The following is an 18,940-nucleotide window of genomic DNA, read 5'->3' as shown; positions in this document are numbered from 1 at the left end:
GAGCGAGAAAACATGATCGTGCAGATGTCGAAAAAGACCGCGCCGCTGGCCCTGGCTGGCTTGATTGCAATGTCCTTGGCTGCGTGCGGTGGCGGTGGCGGCGGCGCTTCGCCGGGCAACAGCACCGCCGCCACGGTGGTCACCAGTGTCCCGGTCCAGCAAGGGCTGGCCTACGCGTTCACGCACGGCATGCAGTCCAGCCTGGCGATCTCGGGCAGCACCAGCAGCGGCAGCGTGACCTATCCGCTGTCGGGCACGCTGACCTACACGCTGGGCGCCGCGGTCAACGCCACGTTCAATGGCGTCGCGGCCATGCAGGCGACGGAAACGATCAGCGGCACATTGACCGGCAACGGCGTTACGCAGCCGCTGTCCATTTCCAGCCCCTTGTACGTCAATGCCCAGTACGCGCCGATCGGCTCGAATGAGCCGGGCAACTATTGCGTGGCGACCAGCACGGCAGGCTATCCGGCCAGCGCCACGGCCGGACAGAGCGGTGACCTGGCCAGCTACAACTGCTACTCGGACAGCACCAAGCGCACGCTGGTCGCGACGCAAAAAATCACCTATGTCACGACGGCCGGCGACGACAGCAACAGCCTCAATGTCCAAATGCTGAGCACCGTCTACGATGGCTCGAACAAGCTGCAGGGCTCCGTGAGCACGACGTACTCGATCACCACGGCCGGCGTGCCGAAACTGATCCGGCTGCAGATGTCGGAAATCGTCGACGGCATTTCCATCACCATCGACGCCAAGTAGGATCAGGCGGCCTTGCGGTCGCTGTCGACCGGCAGCTCGGCGTCGCTGGCGAACACGCGCAGGTCGGTCTCGCCCAGCACCCGGCTGGTGACGGTGCCGGCCGCGATCGAGCCGCTGACGTTGAGCGCGGTGCGGCCCATGTCGATCAGCGGCTCGATCGAGATCAGCAGGCCGGCCAGCGCCACCGGCAGGTTCATCGACGACAGCACGATCAGCGCGGCAAAGGTGGCGCCGCCGCCGACCCCGGCCACGCCCACCGAGCCGATGGTGATGATGGCCAGCAGCGGCGCGATGAAGCTTAGCGTGAACGGATCGATGCCGACGGTGGGCGCGATCATCACCGCCAGCATGGCCGGATAGATGCCGGCGCAGCCGTTCTGGCCGATGGTGGCGCCGAACGAGGCGGCGAAGTTGGCGATGCCTTCCGAGGTGCCCAGGCGCAGCGTCTGGGTCTGCACGCTCATCGGGATGGCGCCGGCGCTGCTGCGCGAGGTGAAGGCGAAGGTCAGCACCGGCAGGATTTTCTTCACGTAGCGCGCCGGGTTGAGGCCGGTGCCGGACACGATCGCCAGGTGCACGCAGAACATCAGGATCAGCGCGCTGTACGAGGCCAGCACGAAGTCGATCAGGTGCAGGATGTCGGTGTAGCTGGAGGTCGACACCACCTGCGCCATCAGCGCGAACACGCCGTACGGCGTCAGGCGCAGCACCAGCGTGACGATGCGCATGACGATGGCGTGGGCGACCTGGATGAAGCGTTCGAACGAGGCGAACACGTCCGGCTTCTTGTCGTGGATGCCGGTGGCGGCGATGCCGATGAACACCGAGAAGATCACCACCGCGATGGTCGAGGTCTTGCGCCCGCCCGTCATGTCGAGGAAGGGATTGGCCGGGATGAAGCTCAGCAGCATGCTCGGCAGCGAGATGGCCTGGGCCGCCTCGACCTTGCCCTGCAGGTAGACGCCGCGCGCGACATCGGCGGCGGAGGCGGTCAGGCCGACCGCGCTCAGGTGGAACACCTTGGCCATCAGGATGCCCAGGCCGGCGGCGATCAGGGTGGTCAGCATCAGCATGCCGATGGTCAGCGCGCTGATCTTGCCGAGCGAGTTGATGCCCTTGAGCTTGAGGATGGCGGAGATGATGGACACCATGATCAACGGCATGACGATCATCTGCAGCAGCTTGACGTAGCCGGAGCCGACGATGTCGAGATAATCGCCGGTGGTTTGCAGGGCGGGGGAGGCGGCGCCGTACAGCGCCTGTAGCGCCGCGCCCAGCAGCACGCCGAGGCCCATGCCGGTAAACACCCGCACCGAGAACGACGCATGCCTGCGCTGCTGCGCATACAGCACGCCGAGCAGGGCCAGTGCCGCCAGCAGGTTAAGAATTACGTTGATCGTCATGGACTGTCCTTTGCTGCGAGAAGGAATGTGGCCGAGGCCGGTAAAGAAGCGGCCATTTTATATGCGATTGGGACGCCAGGAAGAATATTTGGCGATAACCATATGCGCCAAACGATGTTGGGGTCAAGTCTGGCATTCGGACACGAGCTCTGCGGTAGCGGGCGCTACCGCAGAGCTCGTGTCCGAATGCCAGACTTGACCCCAAAGCTGTACGGCGGAGCCCGTGTCCGAATGTCAGACTTGACCCCCGGGTTGGAGCCAGATGTCGAAGCGGGTTGTGCCTTGGCCGGTGGCGGCCAGGCGGTAGCTGAAGCCGTGTCGGTTCAGTACTTCGCGCACAAATAGCAGGCCGATGCCTTGGCCGCCTTTCTTGGTGGTGAAGAAGGGCGTGAATAGCTGCCGCGCCGGCACATCTCCCAGCAGGTCGCCGGAGTCGATCACCGAGAGGCGCACGCCACCGTCCTCGGCCGCCAGCACCAGGTCGATGCGCTTGTCGCCGCCCGCGCCGGCTTCCACCGCTTCCATCGCGTTCTTGACCACGTTGAGCAGCGCCTGCTCCATCAGGTGCCGGTCCAGCGCGATGGCGGGCACGTTGTCGCAGCGCTGCCAGCCGATGTGGATGCCGCGGCTGCGGCAGGGCTCCCGATACAAATAAAGGATGTCGTCCATGACGTCGCGCACGGCGTTGGGCCGCAGCTCCGGCGCCGGCATCTTGACCACCCGCGTGAAGCGCTCGATGAACTCGCCCAGGCTGACGTTGCGCCGCTTGACCGCGACGATGGCGGTGCTGAAGTCCTCGCCGTCGCGCTCGGCCAGCTGGCTGCGGTAGTACAGCAGCGAGTCCAGCACCGAGCCGGTGGCCGCCACCGTGTTGTTGACCTCGTGCGCCAGTACGCGGATCAGCTTGTCGTAGGCGGCTTTTTCCGAACTCTCCAGCTCGGCCGTGAGCTCCTCGACCAGCAGGAAGTGGCGGGCGAAGCCGCGGTCGTAGAAGCGGCCGCGCTGGCCCCGGTAGCGGCGGCCGTCGGTGTCGGTCAGCAGCTGGCTTTCGCCCAGCGGCAGCGCGTCGAGCTGGGCCAGCAGGCCGGGATAGTCGCCGCTGTCGGCCGGCAGGCAGGCCGACAGCGGCCGGCCCTTGGCGTCGTCGCGCTTGAGCAGCGCCTGCGCGCTGGCGTTGAGCAGGCTGATGCGTCCGTCGAAGTCGAACACGATGACCGCGCTTGGCGTGGCCTCCAGCAGCCGGTCGAGGAAGCCCTGCTGTTCGCCCAGCTGCAAACGCTCCTGGTACAGCGCGCCCAGCATGGTGTTGAACAGCTGGACCAGTTCGTTCAGTTGCGGATCGCCGCTCTGTTGCAGGCGCGCCGCGTAGTGCTGGTCCTGCAGCAGGTCGTGGAAGTGGCGGGTGTAGCTGAGCGGCTCCAGCGCGCGCCGGACCAGACGCACACCCAGCGCAAAGCTCAGCAGCACCGCGGCCTCCAGCCCCAGCATCAACAATGGCGCCTGCTTGAACAGGGTGATGGTCAGCCCCAGGAACAGCAGGTGGGCGACCGCCAGGTAGCCATACAGCTGGTGGCGCAGGCTCATGGACGCGCTTCGTGGGCGGCCTCGGGCGCGACACCGCCGCCCAGGCCGTGCCGCTCCAGCCGCCGGTACAGCGCGGTGCGGCTCAGGCCCAGCGCCTTGGCCACGCGCGAGATATTGCCCTGGTGCTGCTCCAGCGCCTTGGCGATCATGTGGCGCTCGACCTGCTCCAGCGTCATGCCGTCCACGCCCAGCCGCTGGCCGCCCGGCCCGCCGCCGTGCTCGTGCTGTTCGGTGGCGATGAAGTCGGCCTGCTTCAGTTCGCTCTTGCCGACCAACAGCAGGGTGCGTTCCAGCGTCTGCTTGAGCTGGCGGATATTGCCCGGCCACGGCTGCGCGCTGAGCCATTCCAGCGCGGCCGGCGCGATGGTGGCCGGCCCCAGCCCGTAGCTGGCCGACACCTGGCCGATGATGTGGCGCGCCAGCAGAGGGATGTCGCTGCGGCGCTCGCGCAGCGGCGGCAGGCGGATGGTGATCAGGTTGAGCCGGTAGAACAGGTCCTCGCGGAACTCGCCGGCCGCCACCAGCTCGGCCAGCTCGCGGTTGGTGGCCGACACCACGCGGATGTCGGCCCGCTCGGTGCGGCTGGCGCCCACCGCCTGGTAGGTCTGGTCCTGCAGCACGCGCAGCAGCTTGACCTGGTCCGAGCGGTTCAGCTCGCCGATCTCGTCGAGGAACAGCGTGCCCTCGTGCGCGCTGGCGATGTGGCCCTTGCGGTCGGTCCTGGCGTCGGTGAAGGCGCCGCGCACGTGGCCGAACATCTCGCTTTCGAACAGCGACGGCGTGATCGCCCCCATGTTGATCTTGACGATGGCCTGCGCCGCGCGCGGGCTGTTGCGGTGCAGGGCGTCGGCGATCAGCTCCTTGCCACAGCCGCTTTCGCCCAGGATCAGCACCGGCGCCCGGGTGGCCGCCACCTGGCCGACGGTGGCCAGCACCTTCAACAGGCGCGGATGCTCGCCGACGATGCCGCTGAAATCGAACTGGGCGTCCAGCGCGGCGCGCGTCGGGCAGCCGGCCGGGGCGGGCGCGGCGGTGTCGAGCGTGGTGCGGATCAGCTCCATCAGCTGGGCGTTGTCCCACGGCTTGGTGAAGAAGTTGGCCGCGCCGGCCTGCACGCCCTTGACCGCCAGCGCGATCGAACCCCAGGCCGTCATCAAGAGCACCGGCAGCGCCGGCTGCAGCTGCTTGATGTCAGCCAGCAGCTGCAAGCCTTCCTCGCCGCTGGTGCGCAGCGAGAAGTTCATGTCCTGCAGCACCAGGTCGGCCGGCTGGCGGGCCAGCTGTTCCAGTGCCTGGCGCGGGTCGTCGCAGCACACGGTGTCGAAGCCGGATTGCTTGAGCAGCAGCGCCAGCGACACCTGTACCGCGCTGTCGTCGTCGACGATCAGGATACGCGGTTTGCCGGACAATTCTTTACGGGATGATTCCATCAATTCAAACTGGCCTATTCATAGTGCAGCGCCTGGGTCGGGCTCAGGCGCGCGGCGCGCCAGCCCGGATAGAGCGAACACAGCAAGGATAGCAGATAGATCACGCCGGCCGATAGCGCCGCCGCCATCAAAAACACCGTCCAGTTCAGGCTGTCGCCCAGCGCGCCGGTCAGCGGCAGCTGCACCAGCAACAGCAGCGCGATGGCCATGGCGCCCGAGCTGAGCAGCATCTGTTCGACGATGATCTGGCCGTAGATGTGGCCGGAGTCGGCGCCGATCGCGCGCCGCAGGCCGATCTCCGGAATGCGCTGGGTGGTGTTCTGCCACAGCACGCCGAACAGGCCGAACGCCACCATCACCAGCAGGAAGGCCGCGATCACGGCCAGCACCGTCAGCGGTATGGTCTGGGTCTTGATCATCGAGGTGCGCATGTCGGCCACCGGCGAAATGGTGTAGCTCCAGTCGTTGCGCACCAGCTTGAGCTGGCGGTTGAGCGCCGCCTCGAAGGTGCGCGGCGTGCCGGGGCGCACCTTGAGCTGGATCGCCTCCAGTCCGCCTCCGCCGGCGCCCGTCTGGTGGCGCACCAGCATGAAGCTGGGCGGCGACATGAACTCGCCCTGGCTGCGGAACTCCTCGACGATGCCGACCACCTTGAACTGCTTGGGCGCCTTCTTGGGATCGTCCTCGTTCTCGCTGAACACCTGGCCGAGCGCCGGCTTGTCCTCGAACAGCTTCTGCGCCAGCCGGCGGTTGATGACCACCGGCCGCTCGGCCGCGCCGTCGTCGGCCCGGGAGAACCAGCGGCCCTCGGCCAGCGTCATGCCGACCACGGCGGGAAATTCGTCGCTGATCTCGAACAGGTTGAAGACGAACTTGCGCTTGCCTTCGCGCAGCGTGAATTCGCTGGTCCAGGTCGACCCCTGGTAGACCGGGAAGCTGGTGAAGGCGACTTCCTCCACTTCCGGCAGCGCCTTCAGGCTCTGGCGGAATTTATCGTAGATCAGCGGATCGGCCTCGATGCCGCCCTCGTTGCGGGCGTTGAGCGAGGCCGACCACACGTCTTGGTAGCTGAAGCCGGTCGGCATCCGGTACAGCTGGTAGCTGCGCAGCGCGAACGCGGCGATGGCGAACACCACCACGAAGGCCAGCAGGATTTCCAGCGACAGCATCATATTGCGCGACTTGCGCTTCCAGATCAGTTTCAATAGGTGGCGCAGCATCATGCGGCTCCTTTCAAGGCGTGGACGGGGTCGAGGCGGGACATCTTCCAGGCCGGCAGCACGCCCGACAGCAGGCCGAACACGGTCGCCAGCAGCAGGCCCATGCCGAACACGGCCAGGTTCAGCTCCACATGCAGGTAGGGGATCAAACCCGAGCCCTCCAGCCACCACAGCACCAGCCGCGCGCAGGCCAGGCCGATCAGTCCGCCGGCCAGGCACAGCAGCACGTTCTCCAGCACCAGCTGGCGCACCAGGTGGGCGCTGGTGGCGCCGAAGGCCTTGCGCACGCCGATCTCGCTGCTGCGCTCGAGGATGCGGCCGGTGTTCAGGTTGACCAGGTTGAGCGCCGGCAGCGCCATGAACAGCAGCATCAGTCCGCCGATCACCAGCAGCAGCTTGCCGGCGCCGGAATCGGACCCTTCCTGTTGCAGCAGCATGCGGGCGAACAGGTCGAGCTTGCTGTCGCCCCAGACGCGGGCGATGTTGTACTGATTGGGATCGTCAAACACCACGGTCTTGGCGGCAGCCTCGATGTCGCGCCGGATGCGGGGCAGGTCCTCTGCCGTGTGCGCCAGCACCATGAAGGCGAAATTGCCGAAGATCTGGTTGCGGTAGTCGGTGGACGGGAAGGTGGTGATGGGCGCCCAGATGTCGGAGTAGGCGTTCAGGTGCATGGCGTCCTCGACCACGCCGATGACGGTGAAGTACTGGCCGCCAATGCTGATCTTCTGGTCCAGCACCGGCTGGCCTGGGAACAGCTTGCGCGCGGTGCTGGCGTTGACGACCGCCACGAAGCGGCCCTGGTCGACGTCGGCCTGGTCCGGCACGCGGCCCTGCAGCACCTTGAAGTCGAGGATCTTCCAGTATTCGGCGTCGGTGCGGCGCATCAGCAGTTCGCTGACGCGGCCCTCCTGGTACACCGACACGGTCTCCGGCATGGTGGTGGCCGATACCGCCTCCACACCCGGCAGCGGCTTGATGTACTTGTCGATCAGCTTGAAGCCGAGCGGGCTGCGGCGCACGCCCTTGCCCTCGGTGTGGCGGGCCTCGATCATGATGGCCTGCACGAAGCGGTCGCTCTTGCCCTCGACGCCGCTGGGGTAGAAGGCGTTTTGCAGCAGCGCCGTGACCACCAGCAGCACCACCAGCGTCAGCACGATGCACAGCAGGTTGATGGCGGTGAACAGCTTGCGGCGCATGAAGACCTTCCACGCGGTCAGCAGATAATTCCTGAACATGGCGTCCCCTTGAGCTTAGGCGGCGACCAGCTGGCCGTCGAACACGCGCACGATGCGGCTGGCGCGCTTGGCTTCCTGCTCGTCGTGGGTGACCATCACCACGGTCGTGCCTTCGCTGTTGAGCTTGAGCAGGATGTCCATCACCTCCTGGCCCATCTTGCTGTCGAGGTTGCCGGTGGGCTCGTCGGCCAGCAGCACCTGCGGCTGGCCGACGATGGCGCGGGCGATCGCCACGCGCTGCTGCTGGCCGCCCGACAGCTGGTTGGGGTAGTGGTCCATGCGCGCGCCGAGGCCGACCTTTTCCAGCGCCTCGCGCGCCAGCCGCTGGCGCTTCTTGGCCGACAGGTCGCGGTACAGCAGCGGCAGCTCGACGTTGTCGATCACGCGCAGGTCGTTGATCAGGTGGAAGCTCTGGAAGATGAAGCCGAAGGTGTTGTTGCGCAGCTTGGCCACGTGCTTGTCCTTGTACGAGGCCACCGGCGCGCCGCCCACGTGGATGGCGCCGCTGCCTGGACGGTCCAGCAGGCCGATCAGGTTCAGCAGCGTGCTCTTGCCGCAACCGCTGGGGCCCATGATGCAGACGAATTCCGACTTCTCGACATGCAGGTCGATGTCCTTCAGGGCCAGGGTTTCGACCTTGTCGGTCTGGTAGGTTTTGCTGACGTTGCTCAGGCGGATCATGATGGTCCTTTCGATGCGGTTATTGGGCGACGCGGATGCTGTCGCGGTCCTTGTAGCGGGTGGTGTCTGAAATGATGAGGCGGTCGCCGGCGCGGGCGCCGGACAGGATCTCCACGGCCTTGCCGTCGCTGGCGCCGATGTTGAGCGTGGTCTTGCGGGCCATGCCGTCGCGCACCACGAAGATGTCCTGCGGGCCGCGGCCGTTGAAGGCCGGGCCGTAGTCGGCCAGCAGCGTGCGCTGCTTCTGCTCGGTGACGATGTTGACCTCGACCCGCAGCTTGTTGCGCAGCATCGGGTGGCTGGGCTGGTTGAGCGTAACCAGCAGCTTGACGGTGCCGTTCTGGATCTCCGGCAGGATGGTCTGCACCACGCCATCCAGCCGCACATTGCCCTGCTCGACACGCACCGCCTGGCCGGCGCTGAGCGCGCGCGCGTGGAAGTCCGACAGCGAGGCCTCGACCTTGTAGTTGCTCAGCTCGGAGACCTTGGCCACCAGCTGGCCGGTGGCCAGGCTGGCGCCCTCGTCGGCCAGCAGCCAGGTCAGCATGCCGGCGAACGGCGCGCGCACCTGGGTTTGCGCCAGCAGTTCCTGTTGCTGCTGCAGTTGTTTTTGCAGGATGTTCTTTTGCAGCCGCGCCCCTTCGATGCTGGAGGAGGTGACGCGCTGGCTGTCGTCGATCTGCTCGTGCTGCTGGCGCAGCTGGATCTCGGTGCGCTTGACGTTCAGTTCGGCGGTCAGCAGGTCCTCGGCCGAGACGCCGCCGGCCTTGCGCAGTGTCTGGTAACGGCCCAGCTTGACGCGGGTGGCTTGCAGGTCCAGCTCCAGCAGCTCGATGGCGCTGACGATCTGCTTGCGTTTCTGCGCCAGTTCCAGCGTCAGCGCGAGGATGCGGTTTTCCTGCTGGGCCAGTTGTTCCTTGATGCTGTCCATCGCCAGCACGATGGTGCGGTTGTCCAGCTCCAGCAGCAGCTCGCCGGCCTTGACCTGCTGGCCCAGCTTGGCGTGGACCTTGGCCACGTGGGTCTGGATCGGGCTGGAGACCAGCTCCTCGTGCACCGGGATGACGATGCCGGAAGCGTTGATGGTGTTGGCGATATTGCCGACGCGGACCTCGGCCAGCACCACGCTGCCGGCGTCGACGCTGGGGCTGACCACGCGGTTGATGCCCCACGCGGCCGCGCACAGCGTGGCCAGCACGGCGGCCACCACCAGCGCGGTCTTGCGCTTGCGGCGGGAAAGGATATCGGGGTTGAGCGCCTGGTCCATGGGATGCGATAGAGAGCTGGAGTTGTGCTCTCTATTGCAATAGCCGTGCCACATGCCGGCGATGCGCGCAAAGCCAGCAAAATCAAGGCTTGCGCGCGACCGGGCATGGCGCGCGCGGCGGGCGCGCTTGCCCGCCTTCGTTCAACACCGTCCGGAAACGGACACCCCTAGAAGCGATACCTGAGGTTGAGCGCGGCGCTGCGCGGTGCCGCGTAGGTGATCGCGCCATACGCGGCGAACATGCCGAAGTGGCGCTTGTCCAACGCGTTGTTGACGTTGAGCTGCGCCGACCATTGCCGGTTGATGTCGTAGCGCGCCATCAGGTTGACCAGGCTGTAGGCCGGCTGCTCGATGCGGCCGCCGCTGTGCGCGGGCGCGTTGGGATCGGCCGTGTAGGCGCGGCCTTCCCAGTTGACGCCGCCGCCCAGCGTCAGCGCCTTCCAGTCGCCCGGCAACTGCCAGGTGGTGAACAGGCGCAGCAGCTTGCGCGGGTAGACGCTGTTGATGTCGGCGCCGGCCGCGTCTTCCGCGTGGAACCGTGTGTAGCCCAGGGTGGCGTTCCAGCCTTTGGCCAGCTGGCCCGCCAGCTCGAACTCGACGCCGCGGCTGGTGGCGCCGGTCGCTGCGCGGTAGTAGGCTTCCGGCGCCAGCGGGCCGGCGCCGTCGCGGTCGACCAGGCCGGCTTCCTGGCCCAGCTTGTCCTGCTTGATGCGGAACAGCGCGAACGAGGCGTTCAGCCGGCCTTCGAAGAATTCGCCCTTGACGCCGGCCTCGGCGCTCTTGCCTTCGATCGGGTCCAGCGTCTTGCCGCTGAAGTCCTTCAGGTTCTGCGGCTGGAAGATGCTGGTGTAGCTGGCGTAGGCCGAGTAGCTGTCGTTGATGTCGTAGACCAGGCCGGCATACGGCGTCAGCTGGCGGTTGTGCTTGAGCTGGTACGGCGCGGCGTACAGGCCGTGGCCGGTCTTGTCGTAGTCGCCCAGGCGGGCGCCGGCGATCAGCTTGAGCGGATCGGCCAGCGAGAAGCGCGCCACGCCGTAGACGGCCTGCTGCGTGGTGACGCTGCTCTCGTAGAAGGTGGACGCGCCCCATGCCGGCTCGGGATAGCTGCCGTTCCAGCGGTTGAAGTCGCCCACGGCCGGCACGCCGCCGGGGCCGAAGTCGGCGGCGCGGCTGTCGGCGTTGAACTGCTGCTTCGAGTGCATATAACCGAACGCCGCCTCGTGCTGGCGGCCGCCCAGCGCGAACGGGCCGCTGGCGTGCAGGCCGAAGTCGTCCTGCCTGGTGTGGGTCTGGTAGGAACCGGCGAACGCGCCCATGCCGGCGCCGGTCGCGCGGTCGGGGATGCCGGACAGGTAGAGCAGGCGGGAATCGGCCTTGCGATCGCCGTGGCTGTAGCTGGCGCGCAGCTTCCAGCCGTTGTCGAATTCGTGGTCGAGGTTGGCGAAGAAATTGCCGTATTCCGTGCCCCAGCGGGTCCAGCCGGCGGCCGAGGTTTTCGAGCGGTCCCAGCCGGTGAGGCCGCCGTCGCTGTACCAGTAGGGCAGGCCGCCCCACATCGGGCCCTTGGGATCGGTCTTCTGGTAGCTGTAGCCGGCCGATAGCACGGTCTTGCGGCCCAGGTCCGCCTCCAGCGTGCCGTACAGGGTGCGGCTGTTCTTCCGCATCAGATGGATCCAGCTGTCGCCGGCCTGGTATTCGCCGACCACGCGCGCGCGCACGCTGCCTGCCTGGTTCAGCGCGGTGGAGACGTCGGCCATCGCGCGCCGCTCGTTCCAGCTGCCGATGCCGATCTCGGCCGTTCCGGTCAGCGCCTTGCTGTTGGCGCGCTTGCGCACCAGGTTGATGGCGGCCGACGGATTGCCGGCGCCCGTCATCAGGCCGGTGGCGCCGCGCACCACCTCGACGCGGTCGTAGGTGGCCAGGCTGCCCAGCACTTCTCCCGAGCTCCACGGCTGCTCCCAGGTGGCGGGGATGCCGTCGATCTGCAGGTTGTCGATGTCGAAGCCGCGCGCGGTGAAGCCGGCGCGGTTGGTTTCGTATTGGTTGACCGAGACGCCGGTGACGTTGTTGACCACGTCGGTGACCGTCAGCAGGCCCTGGTCCTCGATGCGCTGCTGGGTCACCACCGAGACCGATTGCGGCGTGTCGCGCAGCGCCATGCCCAGCGGCAGGGCGGTCCTGGCCTTGCCGGTGGTGTAGGAGCCGGTGCCTTCGGTGGTGGCGCCCAGGCTCTCGCCGTGGACTTCAATGCGCGGCAGGACTGCCGTGGCCGCCTCCGCCGCGATCTGCGCCTGCGCCGCCAGCGGTGCCGCCAGGCCCATCAGGACCGCCAGCCGGTCCAAGGTATGCTTTTCCATTTGTATCCCACAATCAAAGCGAGAATGTGGCTGGCGGCGGCAGGCTTCTCAGTTAAATATTTGAATGATAACCATTCTCATTTGATTGTGTCAAGGCGCTTGCTCATGCTGGTGTAGGCCAGGCTCCGGCCGTCGATGCGGAACAGGTCGGGGATTTCACCGGTCTGCACGAAGCCGTTGTGGCGGTACAGCGCGATCGCCGGCGTGTTCACGGACAGCACTTGCAGGTCGATCCAGTCCAGCCGGGCGGAGGCGCGCGCCCATTGCGCGGCGTGTTCGATCAGGCGGCCGCCCAGGCCCAGCCGGCGGAACGCGCGGTCCACGCCCATGCCCAGCAGGCAGCGGTGGGCGGCGTGGCGTTCGGGATGGGCGCGCAGGTCGACGTGGCCGGCGATGCGGCCGTCGTCCGCGCGCGCCACCCAGACGCGGCGCCAGCCGGGGGCGTCCAGCGCCGTGCGCATGCCGGCCTGGAAGGCGTCGGCCTTGTCGGCCGGGAAGCGCGAGTCGTCGCGCGGCAGCGGCTGGAAGTAGGCGGTGTCGCCCCGGCCGTTGTCGGACAGGTGATCGTTGAGGTAGCGGAGGAAATCGTCGAAGTCCGCGGGCTCCAGCAGGTCGATAGGCAGTTGGCTCATCGGCCGATTGTAGCTGGCGGACGCGAGGTCCGCCAGCGCGCTTCCGGTCAGGCGGCGTCGCGGTGGCCCAGCGCCAGCCGCGACGGCTTGCGCGGATTCAGGCGGGACACCGGCGCCGTCCGGCGGTCGTCGGCCAGCTTGAACACGCCCACCAGCTGCACCAGCTGATGCGCCTGGTCCTGCTGCGCCTCGGCCGCTGCGGCGGCCTGCTCGACCAGCGCGGCGTTCTGCTGCGTCACCGTGTCCATCTCGGCGATGGCCTGGTTGATCTGCTCGATGCCGGCTTCCTGCTCGTGGCTGGCGATGCTGATCTCGCCCATGATCTCGGTGACGGATTTGACGGCGGCGACGATCTTCTCCATGGTCGCGCCGGCTTCGCCGACCAGCTCGGTGCCGGTGGCGACCTTGCCGACCGAGTCGTCGATCAGCGCCTTGATTTCCTTGGCCGCCGCCGCCGAGCGGTGCGCCAGCGTGCGCACCTCGGTGGCCACGACCGCGAAGCCGCGGCCCTGTTCGCCGGCGCGCGCCGCCTCGACCGCCGCGTTCAGCGCCAGGATGTTGGTCTGGAACGCGATGCCGTCGATCACGCTGATGATGTCGACGATCTTCCTGGCCGAGTCGTTGATCTCGCCCATGGTGTGGACCACGTCGGCCACCACGGCGCCGCCGGCCAGCGCGGTCTGCGAGGCGGCCGCGGCCAGCGTGTTGGCCTGGCGCGCGCTCTCGGTGTTCTGCTTGACGGTGGCGGTCAGCTCCTCCATCGACGAGGCGGTTTCCTCCAGCGAGCCGGCCTGCTGCTCGGTGCGCGAGGACAGGTCGAGGTTGCCGGCGGCGATTTCCGTGGCGGCCGTGACGATCGAATCGGCGCCGCCGCGCACCTGGCCGACGATCCGGGCCAGGCTGTCGCGCATGGCCGCGATCGCGAACAGCAGGCTGCGCTGGTCGCCGTCGCGGGTGGCGATGGGCACGGCCAGGTCGCCGGCCGCGATCTGGCTGGCGATGCCGGCCACATAGTCCGGCTCGCCGCCGAGCTGGCGCAGCAGCTGGCGCGAGATCAGCATGGCGCCCGCCACGCCGGCCGCCAGCGACAGCAGGCCCATCACGATGGCCAGGTTGCGCGCCTGGACGTAGGTGGCGTCGGCCTTGACGCGGCTGGTTTCCATCACCGCGCTCTGGTGCGCGATCAGCGCGTCGAGGTTGTTCATGTAGGTCATCTGCAGCTCGCGCATCGGCCCCAGCATGTAGTCGACGGCGCCGTCGATGTCGCCGGCGCTGCGCTTGCGCATCACCTCGTCGAGCGCGGCCTCGTACGGCGTGCGCGCGGCCTGCAGCGCGGCCAGCATCTGGCGTCCCGTCTCGGACTTGACCATGCCGGCCAGCTTCTGCGTGACGGCCTCGACATCCTTGCGCTTGTCGGCGATCACCGCCAGTTCCTTGGCGGCCTTGGCGTCGTCGTGGATCAGCAGGGCGTTGCGCAGCGCGCGGGCGATCCGGTTACTGTGGTTCATCAGGGTCTGCGCCTGCGCGACCTTGGTGTAGCTTTCGTTGACGATGGCGTCGGTGCCGTCGTTGAGTGTGCCGAGGCTGACGATGTTTTGCACGCTGGCGATGGTAAGCATCAGCAGGATGGCGCCGAAGCCCAGCCCCAGCCGGGTGCCGACTTTGAGATTCTTGATATTCATATTGTTATTCCGTTTCTCGTGAAAACGTGCGTCCCCGCTGGGCGGGACTGGACGCGTTGGCGGGGGCATGGCCAGGGAAGGTGGCGACCGCGGGGATTGGGCGGTTCGGCCGTGCGTCAGGTTGAGGGCCGTTAATATACATTAAGATTTATTCCAGAGCAATTAATTGCATCGGGGCCGGGGGCGTCATGCTATGATCAAAAATCCCGATTTCTTGCGAAATACGCTACCCATGGCCCATCGATTCCTCCGCTGGCTATGTGCCGGTTGCTTGATGTTGGCGCTGACCGGTACGGTGTCGGCGCAGCAGACCAGTTACACCTTCGGTGTGGTGCCGCAGGAGTCGCCCTCGCAGATGGCCGCCAACTGGACGCCGGTGCTGATGGCCTTGTCCGGGCAGGCCGGCGTCAAGATCAGCTTTGCCACGGCGCCGGACGTACCCACCTTCGAGCGCCGCCTGGCGGCAGGCGAATACGATTTCGCCTACATGAACCCGTATCACTTCGTGGTCTACAACGCCCGGCCCGGCTACCGCGCGCTGGCGCGCGCCAAGGGCGAGCGTCTGCGCGGCCTGGTGGTGGTGCGCAAGGACAGCCCGCTGCGCGAGCTGAAGCAGCTGGCCGGCGCCACGCTGGCCTTCCCCACGCCGGCCGCGTTCGGCGCGAGCCTGCTGGTGCAGGCCGAGCTGCGGCGCCAGGGCGTGCCGTTCAAGGCCGCCTTCGTCAAGTCGCACAACTCGGTGTACCGCGACGTGGTGCAGGGCCTGTATCCGGCCGGCGGCGCCGTGCCGCGCACGCTGGACCTGCTGGACCGCCGCCTCTCGCGTGAGCTGCGCGTGTTGTGGACCAGTCCGCCATTCACCACGCACGCCATCGCCACCCGTCCGCAGCTGGACCCGGCCGTGCGCGAGCGCGTGCTGGCGGCGATGCTGCGCATGAACCTGGATGCGGCGCAGCTCAAGCTGCTGGCCGGGATCGGCTTTGACGGCTTCGAGCCGGCCCAGGATAAGGACTGGGACGACGTGCGCCGGCTGGCGATCTCGCCGGCCGACGCCCGGATCCAGGAATAGGCCATGCGGCTGGCCCTGAGCTTTCGCGCCAAGACCATCCTCGGCATCGCGCTGATCGAGTTGCTGTTGCTGGGCGTGCTGGTGTGCAGCGTGCTGCATTTTTTGCGCGATTCCAACGAGCAGCAGGTGCTGCGCCACGCACGCGTGACGGCCGAGACCTTCGCCGCCATGTCGCGCGACGCGGTGATCAGCCACGACCTGGAAGGCCTGCAATCGTTCGCGCGCCAGCTCAGCGGCACCGAGGGCACGCTGTACGCGCAGGTGCTCGACGCCGACCAGCGCGTGCTGGTGGAGGCGGGCCGGCCGGAGGCGCTGGCCAAGCCCTTCGTGCCGCACGCGTCGCTGTCCGAGGCGGCCGACGGCATGTTCGCCATCAGCAGCCCGGTGGCGGTGGCGGGCGTCACCTACGGCAGCGTGCGGATCGGGCTCGATGTCGCCAGCCTGGAGCGGACGCTGGCGGCGGCCCAGCGCTGGAGCCTGGGCCTGGCCGCGCTGGAGATGGCGATGGTGGCCTTGTTCTCGCTGCTGCTGGGACGCTACCTGATCCGCCAGATCGCGCAGTTCACGCACGGCGCGCAGATGATCGCGGCCGGCCAGCTGGGCGGCCAGCTGGAGGTGGTGGGCAACGACGAGATCGCCCAGGCCACGCGCGCCTTCAATCACATGTCGCAGGTGATCCGGCAGGGGCACGAGACGCTGGAGGCGCGCGTGCGCGAGCGCACCGAGGAGCTGTCGCGCGAGCGCGACGCGGTGCTGGTCGAGCGCAACCGGGCCGAGACCGCCACGCGCGTCAAGAGCCAGTTCCTGGCCACCATGAGCCACGAGATCCGCACGCCGATGAACGGCATCCTCGGCATGCAGCACCTGCTGCGCCTGACGGAGCTGAGCCCGCAGCAGCGCGACTACGTCGACAAGACCTACGCGGCGGCCCATTCGCTGCTGGGCATCCTCAACGACATCCTGGATTTTTCCAAGGTCGAGACGGGCAACCTGGTGCTGGAACGGGTGCCGTTCAACCTCGAGCAGATACTGCGCAACCTGGCGCTGATCCTGGGCGCGAGCGTGCAGGACAAGCCGGTCGAAGTGCTGTTCGACCTCGACCCGGCGCTGCCGACCGACGTGCTGGGCGACGCGCTGCGGCTCAACCAGGTGCTGGTGAATTTGGCCGGCAACGCGGTCAAGTTCACCGAGCGCGGTTCGGTGGTGGTGAGCGTGCGCCTGCTGGACGGCGATGACGAGCACGTACGGCTGCACTTCTCCGTGCGCGACACTGGCATCGGCATCGCGCCCGAGCAGCAGGGCAGCATCTTCGATTCCTTCACGCAGGCCGAGAGCTCGACCACGCGGCGCTTCGGCGGCACCGGCCTTGGCCTGGCCATCAGCCAGCGGCTGGTGCGCCTGATGGGCGGCGAGCTGCAGGTCGAGAGCGCGCCCGGCCAAGGCAGCACCTTCTCGTTCGCGCTGTCGTATGGCAGGGCAGAGCAGGGCGCGCCGCGCGCGGCGCTGCCATTGAAGGTGCTGGTGGTCGGCGCCGGCGAACAGTCGCGGCAGCTGCTGCTGACGATGATCGCCGGCTTCGGCGGCCAGGCCGACTCGGTCCCGGACCTGCCCTGCGCGCTGCCCCTGTTGCGCGCAGGGACCGCCTATGAATTGTTGCTGTTCGACGGAGTGGACAGCTGGGACGGCGTGTTGCGCCTGCGCCGCCAGACGGCGGCGCCGTTCGTCGCGCTGGCCGCGGCCGAGGCCACGCATGCGCTGCATCAGCGCATGCAGCAGGAGCCGGGCGTGCTGGACCTGGTGCTGATGAAGCCGCTGACGCCGGCCATGTTGTACGAAGCGCTGCAACGGGCCGCGCCGCAAGATGGCGTGGTGGACGCGGCGCCGCCTGCCGCCGTGCCCGAGGCCGCAGCGTCGGCGGGGCTGCGCCTGGCCGGGCTGAGGCTGCTGCTGGTGGAGGACAATCCGCTCAACCAGCAAGTCGCCTGCGCCTTGCTGCAACTGGAGGGCGCGGAGGTGGACGTGGCCAACAACGGCCGCGAAGGCGTGGACCAGGTGATGAACGGCCCGTTCTACGACGCCGTGTTGATGGATATGCAAATGCCGGTCATGGACGGCAACGAGGCCACGCGCCTGCTGCGCGCGCAGGGCTACCGCAGCCTGCCGATCCTGGCGCTGACCGCCAATGTGCTGGAGGCCGAGCGCGACGAATGCCGCGCCGCCGGCGTCGACGACTTCATCGCCAAGCCGATCGAGTTCGAGGACATGGTCCTCACCGTGGCCCAATATTGCGTACCGGCCGCCCGCCGGGCCTGAAAAATCGCACCGTTGGGAGCGGTTCCATTCTACACTTGGCATTCTATTCACTTTGCCAAGGTTGATGGAACATCATGCGCGCCAACTCTTCCCGTCTGGATGTGATCGACGCCCTGCGCGGCTTCGCCATCGTTTCGATCATGCTTCTGCATAACATCGAGCACTTCGATTTTTATTTCCTTCCCGCTGGTCTGCCGGCCTGGCTGGTGTCGGTGGACAAGATGATCTGGGATAGCCTGTTCTTCCTGTTTGGCGGCAAGTCGTACGCGATCTTCGCGCTGCTGTTTGGCTTGACGTTCTACATCCAGGACCATCACCGGGAATTGCGCGGCGAGGATTTCCGCGCCCGCTTTGCCTGGCGCATGGTGTTATTGCTGGGATTCGGCCTGTTCAATTCCATGTTTTATCACGGCGACATTCTCAGTATTTATGCCGTATTGGGGCTGGCGCTGATACCGGTGGCGCGCTTGCGCAGCAGGGTGGTGTTATGTATCGCCGCATTTTTATTACTGCTGCCGCACGCCTGGGTGGAGTTCTTTCAGGCCTTGCCTAATCCCGACGAGAAACTCGCCGATCCCGCCTCGTGGGCATATTTTGGCCGCGCCGAAAAATATATGGCACATGGTTCCGCATTCGACGTCTGGATGGGTAATTTAACCAACGGAAAAATAGGGGTAATACGGTGGAGCTGGGAAAACGGCCGCGTATTCCAGATTCCGGCTTTATTCATGCTGGGCATGCTAGCAGGCAGAAAAGGGTTGTTTATTCCATCGGTTTCAAATAAGACATTCTGGCGTAAAACCCTGCTGATTGCCGTGCTGGCGTTTATTCCGCTGTATTTGTTGAAAAGCAATCCCGACCTGTGGCATATCGGCGCGGCGGTGCGCCGGCCTTTATTGGTGATCGTGACTTCGTGGTCGAACGTGGCGTTCATGGCGGTGCTGGTATCCAGTTTTACGCTGCTGTCTTATGCGGGCAATTGGCTGGGCATATTCTCGCCATTGGGCCGTATGAGTTTGACCAGTTATGTAGTGCAGTCCATCGTCGGCACATCGATTTATTATGGTTTCGGCCTGGGGTTGTACCAATATACCGGGGCCAGTTTCGCGCTGGCGATCGGACTGACGCTGGCGGTGCTGCAACGGCAGTTCAGCGTCTGGTGGCTGCGCCGGCACAAGCAGGGACCGCTTGAAACGCTGTGGCACAAAGCCACCTGGATCGGCGCCCAGAGGGAAGCCATGCCAAATATTGGCGCGAATATACCAAAAAACAGCTTGTGAAGGGGGAGCGGCGGCAATGGCC

Annotated in this window: 14 protein-coding genes; 4 read left to right on the top strand and 10 right to left on the bottom strand. The window is 66.7% G+C overall.

Features of this window, described 5'->3' with window-relative positions:
• The first annotated feature begins 12 nt into the window (after positions 1-12).
• Entirely contained in the window at positions 13-762 is a 750-nt protein-coding gene (locus tag GTP90_RS08755; protein WP_161083135.1) for a hypothetical protein, read from the top strand.
• A 2-nt stretch (positions 763-764) separates the two neighbouring features.
• Here the strand turns inward: GTP90_RS08755 and GTP90_RS08750 are convergent, their stop codons facing one another.
• From GTP90_RS08750 to GTP90_RS37390, 10 genes are all read right to left on the bottom strand, one after another.
• Positions 765-2,165 (bottom strand): L-cystine transporter, encoded by a 1,401-nt coding sequence (locus tag GTP90_RS08750; protein WP_161083134.1) that lies wholly within the window; start codon positions 2,163-2,165, stop codon positions 765-767.
• Positions 2,166-2,399: 234 nt separating this feature from the next.
• On the bottom strand, positions 2,400-3,749 hold the full coding sequence (locus GTP90_RS08745; RefSeq protein ID WP_161083133.1) for a sensor histidine kinase: 1,350 nt from the start codon (positions 3,747-3,749) through the stop codon (positions 2,400-2,402).
• Positions 3,746-5,179, bottom strand: a complete 1,434-nt coding sequence (locus tag GTP90_RS08740; protein WP_161083132.1) for a sigma-54-dependent transcriptional regulator — start codon at positions 5,177-5,179, stop codon at positions 3,746-3,748. Before GTP90_RS08740 ends, GTP90_RS08745 begins: the two co-directional genes overlap by 4 nt.
• A gap of 14 nt (positions 5,180-5,193) precedes the next feature.
• Positions 5,194-6,402, bottom strand: a complete 1,209-nt coding sequence (locus GTP90_RS08735; protein WP_254451780.1) for an ABC transporter permease — start codon at positions 6,400-6,402, stop codon at positions 5,194-5,196.
• Positions 6,399-7,637 (bottom strand): ABC transporter permease, encoded by a 1,239-nt coding sequence (locus tag GTP90_RS08730; RefSeq protein WP_161083131.1) that lies wholly within the window; start codon positions 7,635-7,637, stop codon positions 6,399-6,401. Before GTP90_RS08730 ends, GTP90_RS08735 begins: the two co-directional genes overlap by 4 nt.
• 15 nt (positions 7,638-7,652) lie before the next feature.
• The gene (locus tag GTP90_RS08725) at positions 7,653-8,318 is read right to left on the bottom strand and encodes an ABC transporter ATP-binding protein (RefSeq protein ID WP_161083130.1); all 666 of its coding nucleotides are present in this window, start codon (positions 8,316-8,318) and stop codon (positions 7,653-7,655) included.
• 19 nt (positions 8,319-8,337) lie between these two features.
• On the bottom strand, positions 8,338-9,585 hold the full coding sequence (locus GTP90_RS08720) for an efflux RND transporter periplasmic adaptor subunit (protein ID WP_161083129.1): 1,248 nt from the start codon (positions 9,583-9,585) through the stop codon (positions 8,338-8,340).
• 167 nt (positions 9,586-9,752) lie between these two features.
• Positions 9,753-11,942 (bottom strand): TonB-dependent siderophore receptor, encoded by a 2,190-nt coding sequence (locus tag GTP90_RS08715; protein ID WP_161083128.1) that lies wholly within the window; start codon positions 11,940-11,942, stop codon positions 9,753-9,755.
• Positions 11,943-12,019: 77 nt separating this feature from the next.
• Positions 12,020-12,574, bottom strand: a complete 555-nt coding sequence (locus GTP90_RS08710) for a GNAT family N-acetyltransferase (protein ID WP_161083127.1) — start codon at positions 12,572-12,574, stop codon at positions 12,020-12,022.
• Between the two features lie 47 nt (positions 12,575-12,621).
• Positions 12,622-14,256 carry a methyl-accepting chemotaxis protein gene (locus GTP90_RS37390; RefSeq protein ID WP_308937300.1) on the bottom strand — a complete coding sequence of 545 codons (1,635 nt, stop codon included), beginning with the start codon at positions 14,254-14,256 and terminating at the stop codon, positions 12,622-12,624.
• 274 nt (positions 14,257-14,530) lie between these two features.
• Here GTP90_RS37390 and GTP90_RS08700 point away from each other — a divergent pair, with 274 nt between their 5' ends.
• From GTP90_RS08700 to GTP90_RS08690, 3 genes are all read left to right on the top strand, one after another.
• Positions 14,531-15,325, top strand: a complete 795-nt coding sequence (locus GTP90_RS08700; RefSeq protein WP_161083125.1) for a phosphate/phosphite/phosphonate ABC transporter substrate-binding protein — start codon at positions 14,531-14,533, stop codon at positions 15,323-15,325.
• Positions 15,326-15,328: 3 nt separating this feature from the next.
• On the top strand, positions 15,329-17,638 hold the full coding sequence (locus GTP90_RS08695) for a hybrid sensor histidine kinase/response regulator (RefSeq protein ID WP_161083124.1): 2,310 nt from the start codon (positions 15,329-15,331) through the stop codon (positions 17,636-17,638).
• A gap of 74 nt (positions 17,639-17,712) precedes the next feature.
• Positions 17,713-18,918 carry a DUF418 domain-containing protein gene (locus tag GTP90_RS08690; protein WP_161083123.1) on the top strand — a complete coding sequence of 402 codons (1,206 nt, stop codon included), beginning with the start codon at positions 17,713-17,715 and terminating at the stop codon, positions 18,916-18,918.
• Positions 18,919-18,940 lie beyond the last annotated feature (22 nt).

The organism is Duganella vulcania (assembly GCF_009857655.1).
In the GTDB taxonomy this organism is placed as follows: domain Bacteria; phylum Pseudomonadota; class Gammaproteobacteria; order Burkholderiales; family Burkholderiaceae_D; genus Rugamonas; species Rugamonas vulcania.
Note: the sequence above shows the minus strand (reverse complement) of the source record. Positions and strands in the feature narration are given on the sequence as shown.